Source organism: Pectobacterium brasiliense (assembly GCF_016950255.1).
In the GTDB taxonomy this organism is placed as follows: domain Bacteria; phylum Pseudomonadota; class Gammaproteobacteria; order Enterobacterales; family Enterobacteriaceae; genus Pectobacterium; species Pectobacterium brasiliense.
Map to the genome: position 1 here is coordinate 1,117,273 of NZ_JACGFN010000001.1, position 15,405 is coordinate 1,132,677.

19 protein-coding genes and 1 tRNA gene are annotated in these 15,405 nt (G+C 47.7%); 9 read left to right on the forward strand and 11 right to left on the reverse strand.

Going from position 1 to position 15,405, the window contains the following annotated elements:
• Positions 1-22 precede the first annotated feature (22 nt).
• Both H4F65_RS04980 and H4F65_RS04985 read left to right on the forward strand, forming a co-directional pair.
• The gene (locus tag H4F65_RS04980) at positions 23-523 is read left to right on the forward strand and encodes a DUF2946 domain-containing protein (RefSeq protein ID WP_072013571.1); all 501 of its coding nucleotides are present in this window, start codon (positions 23-25) and stop codon (positions 521-523) included.
• 102 nt (positions 524-625) lie between these two features.
• A complete protein-coding gene (locus H4F65_RS04985) occupies positions 626-2,149 on the forward strand; it encodes a PepSY-associated TM helix domain-containing protein (RefSeq protein WP_010276094.1) in 1,524 nt (507 codons plus the stop codon).
• A 109-nt stretch (positions 2,150-2,258) separates the two neighbouring features.
• Here the strand turns inward: H4F65_RS04985 and H4F65_RS04990 are convergent, their stop codons facing one another.
• The 3 genes from H4F65_RS04990 to H4F65_RS05000 all read right to left on the reverse strand — a co-directional run bounded on the left by H4F65_RS04990 (position 2,259) and on the right by H4F65_RS05000 (position 5,520).
• Positions 2,259-3,923 carry a methyl-accepting chemotaxis protein gene (locus tag H4F65_RS04990; protein WP_039319769.1) on the reverse strand — a complete coding sequence of 555 codons (1,665 nt, stop codon included), beginning with the start codon at positions 3,921-3,923 and terminating at the stop codon, positions 2,259-2,261.
• Positions 3,924-4,780: 857 nt separating this feature from the next.
• Entirely contained in the window at positions 4,781-5,062 is a 282-nt protein-coding gene (locus H4F65_RS04995; protein ID WP_010276086.1) for a hypothetical protein, read from the reverse strand.
• 140 nt (positions 5,063-5,202) lie between these two features.
• Entirely contained in the window at positions 5,203-5,520 is a 318-nt protein-coding gene (locus H4F65_RS05000; protein WP_072014205.1) for a hypothetical protein, read from the reverse strand.
• Between the two features lie 155 nt (positions 5,521-5,675).
• Between H4F65_RS05000 and H4F65_RS05005 the strand changes: the two genes are divergently transcribed.
• Positions 5,676-5,861, forward strand: a complete 186-nt coding sequence (locus H4F65_RS05005) for a GhoT/OrtT family toxin (protein ID WP_010276082.1) — start codon at positions 5,676-5,678, stop codon at positions 5,859-5,861.
• Positions 5,862-5,928: 67 nt separating this feature from the next.
• On the opposite strand, the gene H4F65_RS05010 is transcribed toward H4F65_RS05005, so the two are convergent.
• The 4 genes from H4F65_RS05010 to H4F65_RS05025 form a co-directional block, all read right to left on the reverse strand.
• Positions 5,929-6,357 (reverse strand): universal stress protein, encoded by a 429-nt coding sequence (locus tag H4F65_RS05010; protein WP_010276079.1) that lies wholly within the window; start codon positions 6,355-6,357, stop codon positions 5,929-5,931.
• Positions 6,358-6,522: 165 nt separating this feature from the next.
• A complete protein-coding gene (locus H4F65_RS05015) occupies positions 6,523-6,978 on the reverse strand; it encodes a GNAT family N-acetyltransferase (RefSeq protein ID WP_010276075.1) in 456 nt (151 codons plus the stop codon).
• A 4-nt stretch (positions 6,979-6,982) separates the two neighbouring features.
• A complete protein-coding gene (locus H4F65_RS05020) occupies positions 6,983-7,507 on the reverse strand; it encodes an isochorismatase family protein (protein WP_010276073.1) in 525 nt (174 codons plus the stop codon).
• Positions 7,508-7,594: 87 nt separating this feature from the next.
• Positions 7,595-8,017 carry an NUDIX hydrolase gene (locus H4F65_RS05025; RefSeq protein ID WP_010276071.1) on the reverse strand — a complete coding sequence of 141 codons (423 nt, stop codon included), beginning with the start codon at positions 8,015-8,017 and terminating at the stop codon, positions 7,595-7,597.
• A 484-nt stretch (positions 8,018-8,501) separates the two neighbouring features.
• Here H4F65_RS05025 and H4F65_RS05030 point away from each other — a divergent pair, with 484 nt between their 5' ends.
• Positions 8,502-8,756, forward strand: coding sequence for a biofilm/acid-resistance regulator YmgB/AriR (locus H4F65_RS05030; RefSeq protein WP_010276068.1), 255 nt, complete (start codon positions 8,502-8,504; stop codon positions 8,754-8,756).
• 387 nt (positions 8,757-9,143) lie between these two features.
• Here H4F65_RS05030 and H4F65_RS05035 read toward each other — a convergent pair.
• Positions 9,144-9,231 (reverse strand) — tRNA-Ser (locus H4F65_RS05035).
• 280 nt (positions 9,232-9,511) lie between these two features.
• Here H4F65_RS05035 and yccA point away from each other — a divergent pair.
• Positions 9,512-10,171, forward strand: coding sequence for an FtsH protease modulator YccA (gene yccA / locus H4F65_RS05040; protein ID WP_010276064.1), 660 nt, complete (start codon positions 9,512-9,514; stop codon positions 10,169-10,171).
• Positions 10,172-10,281: 110 nt separating this feature from the next.
• Positions 10,282-10,611, forward strand: coding sequence for a sulfurtransferase TusE (tusE, locus tag H4F65_RS05045; RefSeq protein ID WP_010276060.1), 330 nt, complete (start codon positions 10,282-10,284; stop codon positions 10,609-10,611).
• A gap of 10 nt (positions 10,612-10,621) precedes the next feature.
• Here the strand turns inward: tusE and yccX are convergent, their stop codons facing one another.
• Positions 10,622-10,900, reverse strand: coding sequence for an acylphosphatase (yccX, locus tag H4F65_RS05050; protein ID WP_010276055.1), 279 nt, complete (start codon positions 10,898-10,900; stop codon positions 10,622-10,624).
• A gap of 226 nt (positions 10,901-11,126) precedes the next feature.
• Between yccX and hspQ the strand changes: the two genes are divergently transcribed.
• Positions 11,127-11,435 (forward strand): heat shock protein HspQ, encoded by a 309-nt coding sequence (hspQ, locus tag H4F65_RS05055; RefSeq protein ID WP_010276051.1) that lies wholly within the window; start codon positions 11,127-11,129, stop codon positions 11,433-11,435.
• 82 nt (positions 11,436-11,517) lie between these two features.
• On the opposite strand, the gene H4F65_RS05060 is transcribed toward hspQ, so the two are convergent.
• A complete protein-coding gene (locus H4F65_RS05060; protein ID WP_010276047.1) occupies positions 11,518-11,931 on the reverse strand; it encodes a CoA-binding protein in 414 nt (137 codons plus the stop codon).
• Between the two features lie 194 nt (positions 11,932-12,125).
• On the opposite strand from H4F65_RS05060, the gene H4F65_RS05065 reads away from it, so the two are divergent.
• Both H4F65_RS05065 and H4F65_RS05070 read left to right on the forward strand, forming a co-directional pair.
• Positions 12,126-12,650 carry a DUF2057 family protein gene (locus H4F65_RS05065; protein WP_010276044.1) on the forward strand — a complete coding sequence of 175 codons (525 nt, stop codon included), beginning with the start codon at positions 12,126-12,128 and terminating at the stop codon, positions 12,648-12,650.
• 137 nt (positions 12,651-12,787) lie between these two features.
• Positions 12,788-13,246: a methylglyoxal synthase gene (locus H4F65_RS05070; protein ID WP_010276040.1), complete on the forward strand. Its 459-nt coding sequence runs from the start codon at positions 12,788-12,790 to the stop codon at positions 13,244-13,246.
• A gap of 77 nt (positions 13,247-13,323) precedes the next feature.
• Here H4F65_RS05070 and helD read toward each other — a convergent pair whose 3' ends face one another.
• Positions 13,324-15,381 (reverse strand): DNA helicase IV, encoded by a 2,058-nt coding sequence (gene helD / locus H4F65_RS05075; RefSeq protein WP_010276036.1) that lies wholly within the window; start codon positions 15,379-15,381, stop codon positions 13,324-13,326.
• Between the last annotated feature and the right edge of the window lie 24 nt (positions 15,382-15,405).

Here is a 15,405-nt window from a genome sequence, read left to right on the forward strand (position 1 = left end):
GTATTGTTGAATTAAGACTGCTATGCTTTTGTCCGCACTACGACGGCGAAGTTTCCCAGCCTGGGTCGGCATCTTCGCTATTTTGACCATCTTCATTGCCCCAGTGATTTCACAAACACTGGTGCTTCATGGGGCCCATGCTCATGAAAATGGTACAAACACGCATAGCTCGACGGTACATACTAGTGCTACTGCACATACGGCCGACGCGCATGATACAACCGCGTCCACCAGCCACAGCGGCAGTATAGCCGAACCGCACCATAATCATACCGGACATCAGATGTCCGGGCATCACGCGACGCAATCACACCATTCTCCCTCATCGCCATCCATGATGATGGACCATGCTGCTTGCGGTTACTGCGTACTCTTTTCGTATACGCCAGCGCTGTTCGCAACAGGCACTCCCAATCCCATACTGAGCGCGTCTTTATCGGAAGCGCTGGTTATTCATTTTATTTCCCGAATTGTCCTTCCTGAGCGTTATGCTTCTCCTGTAGTCCGCGCTCCGCCTTTCTGAATCACGCATCATCATGCTCATGTGCATTTATAACGCATCGCGCTATATCCTTTCAGGTGTGGCGTTTGATCATTTTTTTGCTAAGTGATTTCAGAGGGGTCTATGTCACACCCTAATCAGGCATCAGCCACTGCTGCCGCCTCCGTTTCACGCCCAGCCGGAGAAACGGCGTCGGATAAACACGCGATGGATAACGTATCGCCACGTGCTGCGATCGTTGCCCTGTTCATCCGACTTCATTTTTATATCGGTATTTTTGTCGGTCCTTTTATTTTTGTCGCCGCTCTGACAGGGACGCTGTATGTCCTGACGCCGCAGATTGAAAACCGACTGTATTCACACCAGCTTTTTACCGAGAGTCAGGGCACGCCACATTCTCTGTCTGAGCAAATCCATGCGGCACAGGCGGGGCTCGCTCACCGTCAGGATGCAAAACTGCTTGCGATCCGCCCTGCACCGGTAGCCGGAGAAACCACCCGCGTCATGTTTGCCTTGCCGGAATTGGGGCCATCGGAAAGCCGCGCCGTTTTCATCGATCCGGTTTCGCTGGAAAATCGCGGCAGTGAGATTGTTTACGGCACCAGCGGCATTCTGCCATTCCGTACCTGGCTTGATTACCTGCACCGCGGGCTGCTGTTAGGCGATGTCGGGCGTAATTACAGCGAGCTGGCAGCATCCTGGCTGTGGGTTGCAGCACTGGGCGGCATTGTTATCTGGTGGTCAACTCGACATCTGTCGTCAGCGACCAAACGACGGAAATTGAAGAATAGCCAGACGACAACAGCCAAGACGCAGCGTCTGCGCCACTGGCACGCCACAATGGGGCTGACGCTGGTGCTTGGTTTGCTCTTTTTCTCCGTAACAGGGTTAACCTGGTCGCAATGGGCGGGAAGCAATATTTCTGTCGCACGTACCGCACTAGGATGGCAGACCCCATCGGTGAACACGCAGTTGCCCACACCGATGTCTCATCACGACATGATGCACGGTCACGATATGGCGATGACTACAGATGAACATGCAGAGCACCATGCGTCGATGCCAATGGAGGATGTCGAAGCCGCTTCACCCGCGTTATTTGATGAGGTGCTGGCTGCCGCACGCGATGCTGGAATTGATGCCAATAAAATCGAAATCCGCCCTGCCACCAAGCCGCACCGTGCCTGGACCGTCAGTGAAATCGATCGTTCCTGGCCAACGCAGGTTGATGCCGTATCGGTTAACCCAGATACGCTGGAGATTATCGACAAAACTGATTTCAACACCTTCCCGCTTGCCGCCAAGCTCACCCGCTGGGGAGTGGATGCACATATGGGCGTGTTATTCGGTTTGCCAAACCAACTCATCCTCGCGGGATTTGGTCTTGGGCTCTGTACGATGATTGTGTGGGGTTATCGGATGTGGTGGATACGTCGTCCAAAATCTCGCCATGACGCTAATCCGGTCAACACGCTGACGGCGGCATTGTTAAGGGTTCCTGTCTTGCAGCGTGTGTTGATTGCGCTTATTACGCTGCTGCTGGCAGTGAGTTTGCCCGTCATGGGGATCAGCCTGCTCATCTTCCTGCTCATTGACGTTGTTCGGTGGTATATGAATCATCCTAAGCAAACTATCGCTAAAAGCTGATTTCCGTCCTGTCATCATTGTCCGACGCGGCAATAAAAAATCGCCATTGTGTTACACAACGAGTGCACACAATGGCGGTCAATCAGCAATACCGTTTAACGACAAAACGTTAGAACGTGGTCCAATCCGCTAACTCACCTTTGGCTGCTGTTTTTTCTGTACGACCATTTTTAGGTGCAGCCAGCGCGGGCGTTTCTGCTTTTCTATTTAATGCCGCACTTTTGTACGAAGCACCAAGATTGAATACGCTGACCGTACGCGCGAGGCTATTGGCTTGATCCTGCAAAGAGAGCGCAGCGGCAGCAGATTCTTCAACCAACGCGGCATTTTGCTGGGTCGTCGTATCAATCTGCCCAACGGCCAGGTTGATCTGGTTGATTCCATCACTTTGCTCACGGCTGGCCTGCGCAATTTCGCTGATGAGTCCCGTTACGCCCTGCACATTCGCCACCAGCGAATTCATCGTGACGCCGGTTTCTTCTACCAGCCCCATGCCGTCCTGCACTTTCTTGAACGAGTCATCGATAAGCTCTTTGATTTCTTTTGCCGCCGTAGCGCTTCGCTGAGCCAGCGCACGCACCTCACTGGCAACAACGGCAAACCCTCTACCCTGTTCACCCGCTCGCGCCGCTTCAACGGCCGCATTCAGCGCCAAAATGTTAGTTTGAAATGCAATGCCATCAATCACACCGATAATTTCTGCCATCCGCTGTGATGAATCACGAATACCACGCATTTCCTGCGTTACCGTTTCCATCATGGCACCGCTTTTTTTCACGGTTTCAGACGCGCTAGCCGCAAGGTCTGTCGCCTGCGTCGTATTATCGGCAGTATTTCTTATCGTCGACGTCAATTGTTCCATCGATGACGCCGTTTCTTCCAGCGAGCTTGCCTGTTCTTCGGTTCGGGCAGATAAATCCTGGTTCCCCGCAGCAATTTGCGATGCGGCACTGGAGATCGTTTCTGCCCCATCGCGCACCTGGCTGACAATCTGCCTTAAGCTGCTGTTCATATTATTCAAGGCGGATAACAGCTGACCGGTTTCATCTTTACGCTCGGTATAAATTTCAGAGGTCAGATCGCCTTTCGCGACATTTTCGGCAACGCCCAGAGCTTCCTGTATCGGCTGAGTTACGCTGCGGGTAATCAATGAAGCAATAATTAATCCAGCCAGCGCACTGATGATAATGATCGTAGCGAGGACCATCAGCGCATTTTTATAACTATCACCCACTTCTTGCGCTGAGGATGACATCTTATCATCTTGTATATCGATAAACTCGTTGACTTTGCTGGTGTATTTCGCCTGAGTAACACGCGTTACGTTGAAGTACTCTTCGGCAGCGGCGTCGGCATTACCTGCTGAGACCAGTGCAGAGAGTTTGTTCGCTGAACCAAGGAAATCACGGCGAATATCGCTAATATCACGTAGTACTGCAACAGATTTATCGTCGCTTACCGATTGGTTCAGATACTCCATGAGTTCAGATATTTTCCCTGAACGCTCTTTGTTCAGCGCCAGCTGTTTATTGATTTCATTTTCTGATTTGAGTAATAACAATAGCTGCTGATTATTGAGGTAACCGTTCAACTCATCAATGAGCTTGTTACTTTTGACGGTGAGTGGGTAATTTTGCGAAACAATCTCATCCATTTTTTCGTGAAAGTTACTTAGCTTTGAAATTGCCACACTACCAATTACTAAAAGCATTAATACCAAAAAAGAAAATCCCGCCCCTAATCGATATCCTATACGCCAGTTGGACAAACTCATTAACATCTCCTTAATTAATTTTCTCTATCTGTATAAAAACATATAATTAAAAAATTAATATTTATTTAATAAATACAGATAGCTCCAATACTCTTTTTCATAACAAAAGATACATATCTCGGGACAGATTATTTATATGCCCTGATGAGAAACATAAACAATATGTAGATAGACATGCTCACCAAACCACATCCATCACAGCGCGGTCGAATGGGTCTAGCCAGATAAAGCGCTCGGTACAAGACATCTGCACATACTGGCAGTGGAAAACACGTCATCCTTTATCCCTCATCTTTCACCGCACGCTCTCGTCCATAGCTGATTTTTTACATTCCCATATGATCGATAAAACCCAGGAGCATTAACTCCACTAAAATTAGGGTTAAATAGCAGCGATAAGGGTGAATAAAAAACCAGAACACGTCTCCCTTGCGCCGAAGGTGGTATCGGCCTTTTGTAGATAATCTTTATATTTTCTAACTTATGGCATTAATATCTATTAAATCGATCATTTTTTTATAATCTATCTATTTATAAGATATGTTTTTCCAGGGAGGATAAATATTGCATTTAGGATGTAACAATAAACTCAAAAACAAAAGGTAACAATTCATTATAAAATTAAATAAACACAACCTGAGTTTATATTATGGCGATCGAGGAGAGTGGGTATATATGGGATTAGACGAATAAGGTGCAATAGTATGTGATTCTCACTTTCTATACTAGCAGCATTACAGGCTAGGTACTTTGAGCAAAGAAACGCACCCAGAGGTCTTTTTATCAAGACCTCTGGGTGATTTAATTTTATTATTTACTTCTTGAATCAATCAGAGATTCAACGTCACATTTCAGTATTACTTTTTCTTGGAAGCCGCTTTGGATTTACCTTTCAGCAATTCCCGAACTTTCTTTAGCTCTTTCTGCGTCAACGGCGCTTCTGTTCCGACTTCTTCTGTACCCTGACTGTCCACTAATTCAGGAGACAACTCAGAGGTCTGGTGGCTTTCATCAAAGCTTCTCAGTAATCGGGCGCTGACTTCTGCACTGATAGATACTTCGTTTTCCAGGGCAGCCGCTTTGATTTTTTCTTTCAGCTCTGGGGAAATCTTCAGAGACAAACTAGATATCTCACTCATTTTATTACCTTTCTCATGGGGTAAAATAGTAAGCTATGACAGCCAGCAAGTAATGTCCATACTGAAATAAAAATTTAATATTTCTGTCACAGAAACAGCTTAATCAGACTATTAGCAAAGAGATTATTATTTCGCTATTTTTATTTCCCTGCCGAATACGATCTATTTCCGTTTTTCATTCTCCAATCGTCAATCATTTTCCGAGTCACTTCGTCTTTGTAACAGATTGGCGAATATCCTCCTACCCGACTCCATGCGCTACGTTTACCACACTTACTGCCATTACGTGCTGAATTATAAGGGCAAGGGCAATGACCAGAATAAGACAAAATCGACTCCTGAATGATCTGTTCTTTGATCTGCTCATCAGAAATTCGGGCAATTTTCGCCATACTAGGCCTAGAAATAGAAAGCAGAGCCACAGCACATACCATCGCAACAGCCAGCGTTGTTTTCATACCAAGGGTCTCATTTTAACCAAAGGATAATAACTGCAGTACAAGATACGAGCAGCAGAACAATGTCACCCAACTACCCATTAAGAGTTAAAAAATTGATCGTAAAATATTAACAACATAAAATGCAGGTGCTGCGAGGATAAAAGGAAACAAACGTGCCACATCATTCCCCATGGGAACTCATTAAACTGACCTACATGATCGGCTTTGTCATTTCCCTGATCGTTACGTTCTTGTTAAGTAAAGACAAATCCCTGCTCATCCGATTCTTTGCTTCGTTGATAGTTGGGCTAACCTGGCCGTTGAGCTTTCCCGTTGTCCTGCTGTTCTCCATCTTTTAAAGCGGCCTCACCGTAGAATTGCTGCCCCGTCACCAATCTCAGACGAGGCAGCAGCGTTATGCAAAAACTAGCGGACAACTAAGACTGACATTTTCGCATGGCGAACGATTGCTGCGGCATTTGAACCAAGTAGATAGGTTTTCACATTCGGTCGCCGCGAACCGATGACGATTAAATCTGCATTAATCTCTTCCGCCAGCGCTAACACTTCGTCTCTGGCCGAGCCAAAACTGACGCTACATGATAAACGCGAGGCAGGAAGGTCGATCGTTTTCATCAGTGATTTCAGCTTGTCATTCGCTTTCACCACCGCCTCATTCTCCAGCTCTTTTATGCCAAAAGAATAAGCAGACAAAAACGCCGACGCATCTGGGAGGGAATGAAAGAGGTGGATTGCGGCACCCGACATTTTGGCCAACCTGACTGCATGCGTAAGCGCGTGTTTGGTGAGTTCATCTTCTTCTATATCTACTGGCACCAGAATGTTCGTGTACATAATCACCTCTCCCCTACGTGGATAACTGATTACCTGTCAGTCTTAAGAAGCGTAGTCTGCCCCTCGTCAGCAAAATATGATCCCGTTCACTTTTACGCATGTTGCCTGCAACTTTTAGCCCAATTGACGCATAAAGTGAGCCGTTAGCTCACCTGTTATTTTCCTTTAAAGCGATCGTGAATAGATACGTGACGATTCACCCCAGGGGTGATAGCCCATTCCGGTAAAGTGAAATCCATACCGTTCATAAAAACCGAGTAACTCGGTGCATAAATGCAATGCAGAAAAACCAGCACGGCGAGCTTCCTGAGCAAGATGTTCAATCAACCGCCCCGCATAACCTTTGCCACGATAGTTTTCTTCAACGTAAAGCGCGCACAACCAGGGATAAAGATCCATGCGGCTGATGAAATCATTGGTAATTAACCCTGCACCGCCAATAATTTGCCCATCCTTCTCCAGCAGATACCAATCTGGCAATGGGTTTTCCGCATCAATGCAGTGGCTGATACAATCTTCGTAAAGCATCAGCGTCTCATCTGATGCCCAGTGGCGTTGGAAGTACTGGATCGCCTGCTCTTTGTATTCGGGGCGATTTCTAACAGAAATAATATTCAGCATGGAACTAGCGACTCGTCTTCAATGAAGCAACGATGTGCTCCGTGGTTTCTACTGTAATCGTGTTGCCCGGAATAATAAAATTCCGCCACACGTCGTTGTAATGCGTAATTAGCTGTTCAGCTTTCAGTTCGCCGCGATTCGCCGTCGTGTGCGCATCGGCTGCAATCGTCAGCGCATAGCCTCGGCTGGCTGCATTTTTGATGGTTGCATCAACGCAATAATCCGTCGCACACCCGCACATCGTAAGGTGGTTAACACCCAATTCAGCCAGCACATCGGCTAACGACGTACGGTAAAATGCATCGCACGCCGTTTTGGTGATAAACACGCTCCCCTCTGGCTGGTGCAGTTCAGGTAATAGCTGCCACCCATCGCTGCCAGACAGCATGCCGTCTTCTTCATGCTGAATAAAAATCGTCCGATCTGCTGCATCTGAAAGCTGGTTTATCAATGCGACCGTCTGTGCTTGTCGCGCTCTTGGCGTTGAAAACACCGCATTTTGCATATCAATCACAACCAAAACCTGCATCTTTTTTCCTTATTTCGACGCTTAACATCGGCACGGATTATCATCACAGAGCCGCGGCATGCCATCATCCCAACCCGTCAATTCCGATTAGATCATGTCCACTATACCATGAGGATAAAACTTGATTTCCCCTGAGCGCAGCAAATCAATATCAAACCAGCGAGTCACGATCGGAACACCGTTTGTCTCTATACCATGAATGATATCTTGTTGATAAAGTGACTCATCCTGAAATCGGGCCTCATAAACAAAGACGATCTCATGACCCGGTTTGCCATTGTAGGAGAAAATATTCTCTGAAACGCCCAACAGCGAAAAGTCCTTGGTCGCTGCACTGATTTCCTCCTGAACCTCCCTCTCCGCTGCCGCCTGAGACAGTTCGCCAAAATCGATACCACCACCAAGCGGCAACACATAATGCTCGTCCTTTATCGGATCATACCCCTCAGCTAACAGGATTTTTCCATTATTGCGGAAAAGACAAACTGCTTTTGCTCTGATCTTTTGCATGCCAACGCTCCAGGTAAACTACGGCACTATGTTCAATAAACAGGCCTTTTTGATAAGCAGACATTTTTGCTAAAACGACATGTACCACAGAAAATATCATCTCCTTGTACAGATCAAAATCTTATAGGTCGCAACCAAAATGCATTAATAGTCTTTATGTTCATTTACTGTTTTCCCCTGCATCCTTTTCTCTTGTTATGTTTAACTTATTGAAGTCACGCATCTCACATAATTATTTCAAACATAATATTTTTGGGAAACGAACAATTCATATTTATCCGCCTGACTATTGATCACCGTCATCCTTTCACGTTTGGAAGCATTGCTGAGTAACGCAGTGTTTATTTATCTTATCGACTGGTTTTATGCGTATGTTCGACTAAAGTTAAGTAACCGTTTCTTCATGTCTGGCGGATAGCGCGTTCGTGCTGTCTGGCAAGGCGTGCATTCACTCTGTCAGAAAGCGCTAAAGGGAGGAAGAGCAATGCATTCAGAGGTGCCCCAAAACGAGCTCCCGTTATCTGATGTCCTCAGTCTTGACTCTCAGATCAGCGATATGGAAATGCTTGGCATCATTGTGGAAGAGATCATTCAATCTGGTCATTCCGTCAGTAACAAGGCCATCATCGCTAAATTAGTCCACAAAATTGAAACAGAGGCCAATGCCGCTTTTCAGGAAAAATATCGCACATTGCTCGATCTGGTTGTTTATAAAACTCAGGATGATTTCCTGATTTAATCTGTAGTCAATACATCGACCTATCGTTTTCAGTCACATTCATGTTTTCCAGTTCAGCGTTTTATTTAATGTACGCAAGGCTGAACAGGAATATGTAAGCAGTAAATAATACCAATATTTATATTGTTATTATTGAGCAATAACTATCGATTTATTAATGATGAATAACGCGATGCTTATTTATTTTTTACCCATCGTTAGTATTCATTTCTGAATGAATAGGTGATGGGAAAAATTCGCATCGTGCCTTCGCTACACGTTTCAACATGCTCAGCGCGGAGGTTGTTACGGACAATAACCACATCAACACCATAATGTAAAAAACGATTCTGGGATTTGATAGCAGAAACGAAAACGGGCTAGCCTAAGCTAACCCGTTGAATTTTGTGGCGGAGGAGTAGAGATTCGAACTCTAGAACACTTTCGCGTCGCCGGTTTTCAAGACCGGTGCCTTCAACCACTCGGCCACTCCTCCGCAATGACGCGAACTATAAACAGTGTGTGAGATCTTGTAAAGCATCACAGCGCTCAATTGCCTGAAAAATAGCCTAACGCAGCGCAATTGGACGCAAAAACATCACGTGGCAGATAAAATAGTGCAATTTATTTCCGGTACCACACCACTTGCTGAACAAAACACAAGTGCTGGGCAGAAAAATTTCAGCGTAAAGAAGGGTAAACCACCTTTAATAACGTCATGAAACTATTTATTCTTCGACATTGGATAATAGCACCCTGAAGAGAGAGTCGCTGATATGGATCGTATTGTTGTTTCTTCTACCCGTGAAAGCTCGCTACTCAGCACGCACAAAGTGCTGCGCAACACCTACTTCCTGCTGTCGCTGACACTGGGTTTTTCAGCCGTTACCGCGACGGCAAGCACCGTACTCAACCTACCTGCCCCAGGCTTAATTCTGATGCTGGTTGGGTTTTATGGTCTGATGTTCCTGACGCACAAGCTGGCTAACAGCCCCGCAGGCATTCTGGCCGCGTTCGCACTGACCGGATTCATGGGTTATACGCTGGGCCCAATTTTAAGCTCACTGATTTCCACCGGCGCAGGCGATATTGTCATGCTGGCCCTCGGCGGCACGGCGGTGGTGTTCTTCTGCTGTTCAGCTTATGTCTTAACGACACGTAAGGATATGTCCTTCCTGTCAGGCATGATGATGGCAGGGTTCGTTGTTCTGGTTGTTGCCGTTATCGCCAATCTGTTCTTGCAGATTCCGGCTCTGCATCTGGCAATCAGCGCCCTGTTTATTCTGTTCTCTGCAGGTGCCATCCTGTGGGAAACCAGTAACATCATCCACGGTGGTGAAACCAACTACATTCGGGCGACGGTTAGCCTGTATGTCGCGATATACAATATTTTCGTTAGCCTGTTGAGCATTCTGGGCATCATGCGTAACGACTAAGCCTCGTCTATCGCCGCACCAAGAAAGCCCCATCTGGGGCTTTTTTTTATTCCGGTGCAGATAGAAAAATTTGGTAAACTACGGGCTGAACTATCGCAGTCGGAGAGAAGATGTTGGAGTTTGAAGGGCGAATAATCGCAACTGACGCGCAGGGTTACCTGATGGACAGCACCGCATGGAGTGAAGCATTGGCTCCCGTGTTAGCGGAACAGGAAGACATTGTGTTGACTGAACCACATTGGGAAGTCGTCCGGTTTGTGCGGAATTTTTATCAGGAGTTCAACACGTCACCCGCGATACGCATGTTGGTTAAGGCGATGGCGCAAAAGTATGGTGAGGAGAAAGGAAATAGCCGCTACCTGTACAAACTGTTCCCGAAAGGCCCAGCCAAGCAGGCAACTAAAATCGCTGGCTTACCCAAACCGGTGAAATGCATCTAGCGTCACAGGTTCAATAGCGGATCGTAAAACCGTCATAGTCCGTCTTGCCATGTGGCTCAATAAGCACCTTATCCACTCTGGCGCTTCGTGGGCCTCCTTGCTTCAGCCACTCAATCAACGCGTCTACCGCATGAGGTTTACCGCTTGCTACCACCTCCACGCTGCCATCATCACAATTGCGTGCATATCCATCGAGCCCAAGCTGCCTAGCCTGATGCTGCGTGCTGTAACGAAATCCAACGCCCTGAACCACACCATAGACATAGGCGACCGTCGCTATCTTTACCATCTTCTTCCCCCTTTCCTACCCTGCGGCCACACAACATTTCATTAGCAGACCTGTATCTTCTAAAAATTTACACCATACTGTTAATAATGTGTTCAGCCAGCGATTCATCAGCGAGCGCATGACTTGAAAAAACGCTGTACGCTAAAAGGCGTTATCGGATGCGGTCATTTTTCCTTCACGCCATCCGCAACGAGTAGAAAGTGTAATCTATTTCCAGGGGGTTGATATGATCATCTGTAAATTTGGCATCGGACAACAGATTCGTCATAGACAACTGGGATTTCCAGGGGTTGTGATTGATATCGATCCCGAATACTCATTAGACACGCCCACCTGGGAAGAAATTAGCGGCAATGACACGCCGCGGTCCGAACCGTGGTACCACGTTGTGATGGAAGATGACGAAGGCCAACCGATTCATACTTATCTGGCAGAAGCACAGCTGATGAAGGAAGAGCTTTCTGAGCATGAGCATCCTTCGCTAAACGAATTAGCCGAGGTCATTCAACGCCGCGCGCCACAGCTGCGCCATTAGTTTTTCACTAAAAGCAGATGCTGATGACCAAAGGCAGGTATTGGCGATGTTGTGATATTCAGCATCGCCAAATATCTGCAACTTATTTCTCCAACCCCAGCCGCGGGATTTCAATTTTCGGACAGCGATCCATTACGACTATCAGCCCAGCATCGTGAGCCAAAATTGCGGCTTGCTCGTTAATGACGCCAATCTGTAGCCACAGAACGGTAGCGCCGATGGCGATAGCCTCTTTGGCAATCTCATAGGCCGCTTCCGGCTGGCGAAAAACATCCACCATATCAACCGGTTTAGGAATATCCTCTAAGCTGGCATACGCTTTTTGACCTAAAAGTGTCTGGCCGGCCAGTTTGGGGCTAACGGGGATAACGTCGTAGCCCTGCTTAAGCAAATACGCCATCACACCATAACTCGGGCGGGATGGATTATCGCTGGCACCCACTAGCGCAATGGTTTTTACCGTTTTCAGTACAGACTCAATCTCTTTGTCATTCATGCTATTCAGCCTCTCTTGCGTGATTGATTACAGTGTATCGCACATTCTACGAATAGCATGAAATGGCTTAAGACCACCTCCATCTGCGCCCTATAGCGAGAAAAATGCCATAACAGCCTGTTTCAAATTGAAACCTTTGACACATTCAGACAATTCCTCAACAATACTCGGATTACGTTCCATCTGGGAAAATTATGAAATTCGGCTTCATCACTGTCTGCCTTGTTATTGCAGGTTTAAGTACCTCTGCAATGGCGGCAACAACGTTGAAATTAGATCAGAAAATCGATCTCCTTATGGTTGACGGGCAAAAGATGTCAGGCTCGTTGCTGAAAGGTGCCGATAGCCTCGAACTTGGCAGTGGGCAACACCAGATTCTGTTCAAAGTCGTCGATACTGTCGATGCCCAGACCGGTGCGCCAGCGACCTATTTCCCTGCAACCTTTATTGCGACCTTTAACACGGAAAAAGTGGCATCGGTGTCATTTAAGCTACCGCCGCTGCAAACCCCTCAGGATCGCAAAAACTTTACCGCCCAGCCTCAATATCAATTGCTTGATGAAAAAAATCAGGCGATCCCCGTGCGTACTGATGCGCTTGTGATCGCAGACAATGAGCTACTCGATATAGAGCGAAAAATGTCAGAGTACAACGCAGCGGCGAACGGGGCTTCGGTTGCTGGCTTTGCTACCACACTGAATGAATCTGTAAGCTGGTGATTTTACGCGCAGTCACATCTGATTTTTGATACCCGTTCGCCTTTTCCTGCTTTTATCGCTTTGCACTGAAACTACGTTTCCGTAATCTGTCTGTACCCTAGCGTCAGCTTTACTACACCAGATTGAAGGACGTAACCATGGAGTTCACCACCCGTACCATCCCCGCGCAAAAACATATCGCGCTGGTCGCACACGACCACTGTAAGCAATCTTTGCTAGATTGGGTTGGTACGAATAAACAACAGCTCACAGAGCACACGCTTTACGCTACCGGAACCACCGGCAACCTGATTCAGTTGAACACGGGTCTGCCCGTAAAAAGCATGCTAAGTGGACCGATGGGGGGTGACCAGCAGGTTGGCGCACTCATATCCGAAGGGAAAATCGATTTAATGATCTTCTTTTGGGATCCACTTAACGCCGTACCACACGATCCCGATGTGAAGGCGCTGCTGAGACTGGCTACAGTTTGGAACATTCCTGTTGCTACCAACCGGGCAACGGCAGATTTCCTGATTAACTCAGCGCTATTTAAAGAACCCGTTCAAATCGCCATTCCTGATTATCAGCGCTACTTGCAAGATCGTCTGAAATAATATCAGTACATCACAATGGACCAGCGGCGTACTACGCTGTCGACGCTGGTCTCTTCTGTTCTACTTCTCTCTTTTCGTTACCCCGGCTTACGCTGCGTCGGTACACCTAAACGATGAAGATGTTCAATAAACACCGATGGATTCGCCACATCCTGTAGCAACCACACGCGATGTTTCGCTCTCGTCAACGCCACATAGAGCAAACGCCGCTCTTCCGCATCGGGGAAGTCCTCCGGTTCAGGTAACAGCACCGTCTCAATCACAGACTCTCTTGCCGGTGCTGGGAATCCGTCCTTCCCTTCATGCATACCCACGATAATGACATATTCCGCCTGCTGCCCTTTACTGGCATGCACCGTCATGAAATCAATGTGCAAATTCGGCCATTTGGTTGCTGCCTTCTCTAAAATCGCCGGGCGTAAATGGTGATAACGCGCAAGCACGAGAATGCGTTCATCAGCTTTCACAAAACCGCTCAGTTTATCCAGAAGTGGCTCAAGCTGCTCCTGAGGCAGAATAGTCACCGCTTTTTTATCTCCCTTACTCAGGCTATTAAGCGGTTTCTTCAACTGATACGGGTTTTGCTGTATGAACGTATTTGCAATTTCACCAATGCGTTCATTAAAGCGATAGGTGGTATCCAGCGCGCATTGCTCGCCTACGCCAAAATGCTGTTCAAATGCCGTCGTCAACGCCAGCTCAGCACCGCTAAAACGGTAAATTGCCTGCCAGTCATCCCCGACGGCAAAAAGACAGGTGCGGCTATTTTGTCGACGCAGTGCCGCAAGTAAGCTCGCACGCTGTGGCGAAATATCCTGAAACTCATCCACCAGAATGTGCTTCCAAGGGCTGACAAAGCGCCCTTTGTCCAGCAAATTCACAGCCTGATGGATGAGGCCAGAGAAGTCGACGGCGTTCTCGTCCTTAAGCGCTTTTTTCCAGGCTTTCAACAGCGGTGCCATTAAGCGAACACGCTGCTGAAATTCGGTCCGAATGGATTCTGGTGCCAGCTCAACCATGTCACTCTGGCTGCCGCCATGCGTACGCATCAATCCCAGCCAGCGCTCAAGCCGCCCGGCCAGCCGCCCCGCCAGCTTCGGGTCATTCCAGAAATCGCCTTCTGGCACATCCCATTCCAGCTCTTCCGTTAACCAGCGTCGCCACCCGTTAGCCTGCGTTTTTTTCTCTGCACACTGCTGCTGCCAATGAGAAATCAGCAGTTCGCGACGCTGCTTCGCATCACTTTCCAACTGGCTGATCATCGGAGCCTTGCGGCTAGCCTGCTGAATAATGTGCAATGCCAGCGCATGGAACGTCTTAGCCTGAATCTCATCCGTATGAAGCCGTTCCCGAATGCGATCGTTCATCTCTTCTGCTGCTTTACGACCAAATGCCAGCAGCAAAATTTGATCGGGTGTGGCCTCTTGTCGGTGCATTAACCACGCCGCTCGGGCCACCAGCACGGAGGTTTTTCCACTGCCCGCCCCAGCCAATACCAACACGCCCTCTTCGCCATTGATCACCGCTTTACTCTGCGACATATTTAATGGCGAACTCTCCACCGTTTCAAAGAAAGGCTGCTCTGCCGTCAGCGTGCGATCCATCCATGCCTGATTCACCGCAGTGCGCATCTCATCACCCTGCTCAAGCCAGCGTAAGCAATGCTGGTAGTTATCACGGCAGTTATCAAAAGTTTCGAGACGAGAAACAGGCAGAGGCAAAGCCCCCAGCGAATCGCGAATAGCATTCTGCAGCGTAGCCAGAGCCTGGCGGCTAAACCATTTGTCCTGCTGCGTCAGCGTGTGAATAGTGTCCGTTTGGCGCTGCAAAACTTCAGCGCTGATCAGACTCATCTCCTCACTCCAGTCGAGCCAGGATTTAAGAAGATGGCGGTAAAAAGCCTGCGTTTCCTGCCACTCTGTTCCGTGCAGGCGCACCACTTTTCCGGCTGGCAATTCAAATTCCAACTCTCCCCACACCAGCCCTCTTTTACAATGAATACTCAACAACTGATTAAAGGGGATCAGGTATTGATGTTTATCGCCACTCACTTCGACACCGGCATTCAGTAACCGCACCCGATTGTAGGGATGCTGGGCCAGATGTTTACCTAACGAGGTAGATTTCAGTTCCATGATGTTCGCGCCATGACTATGTGA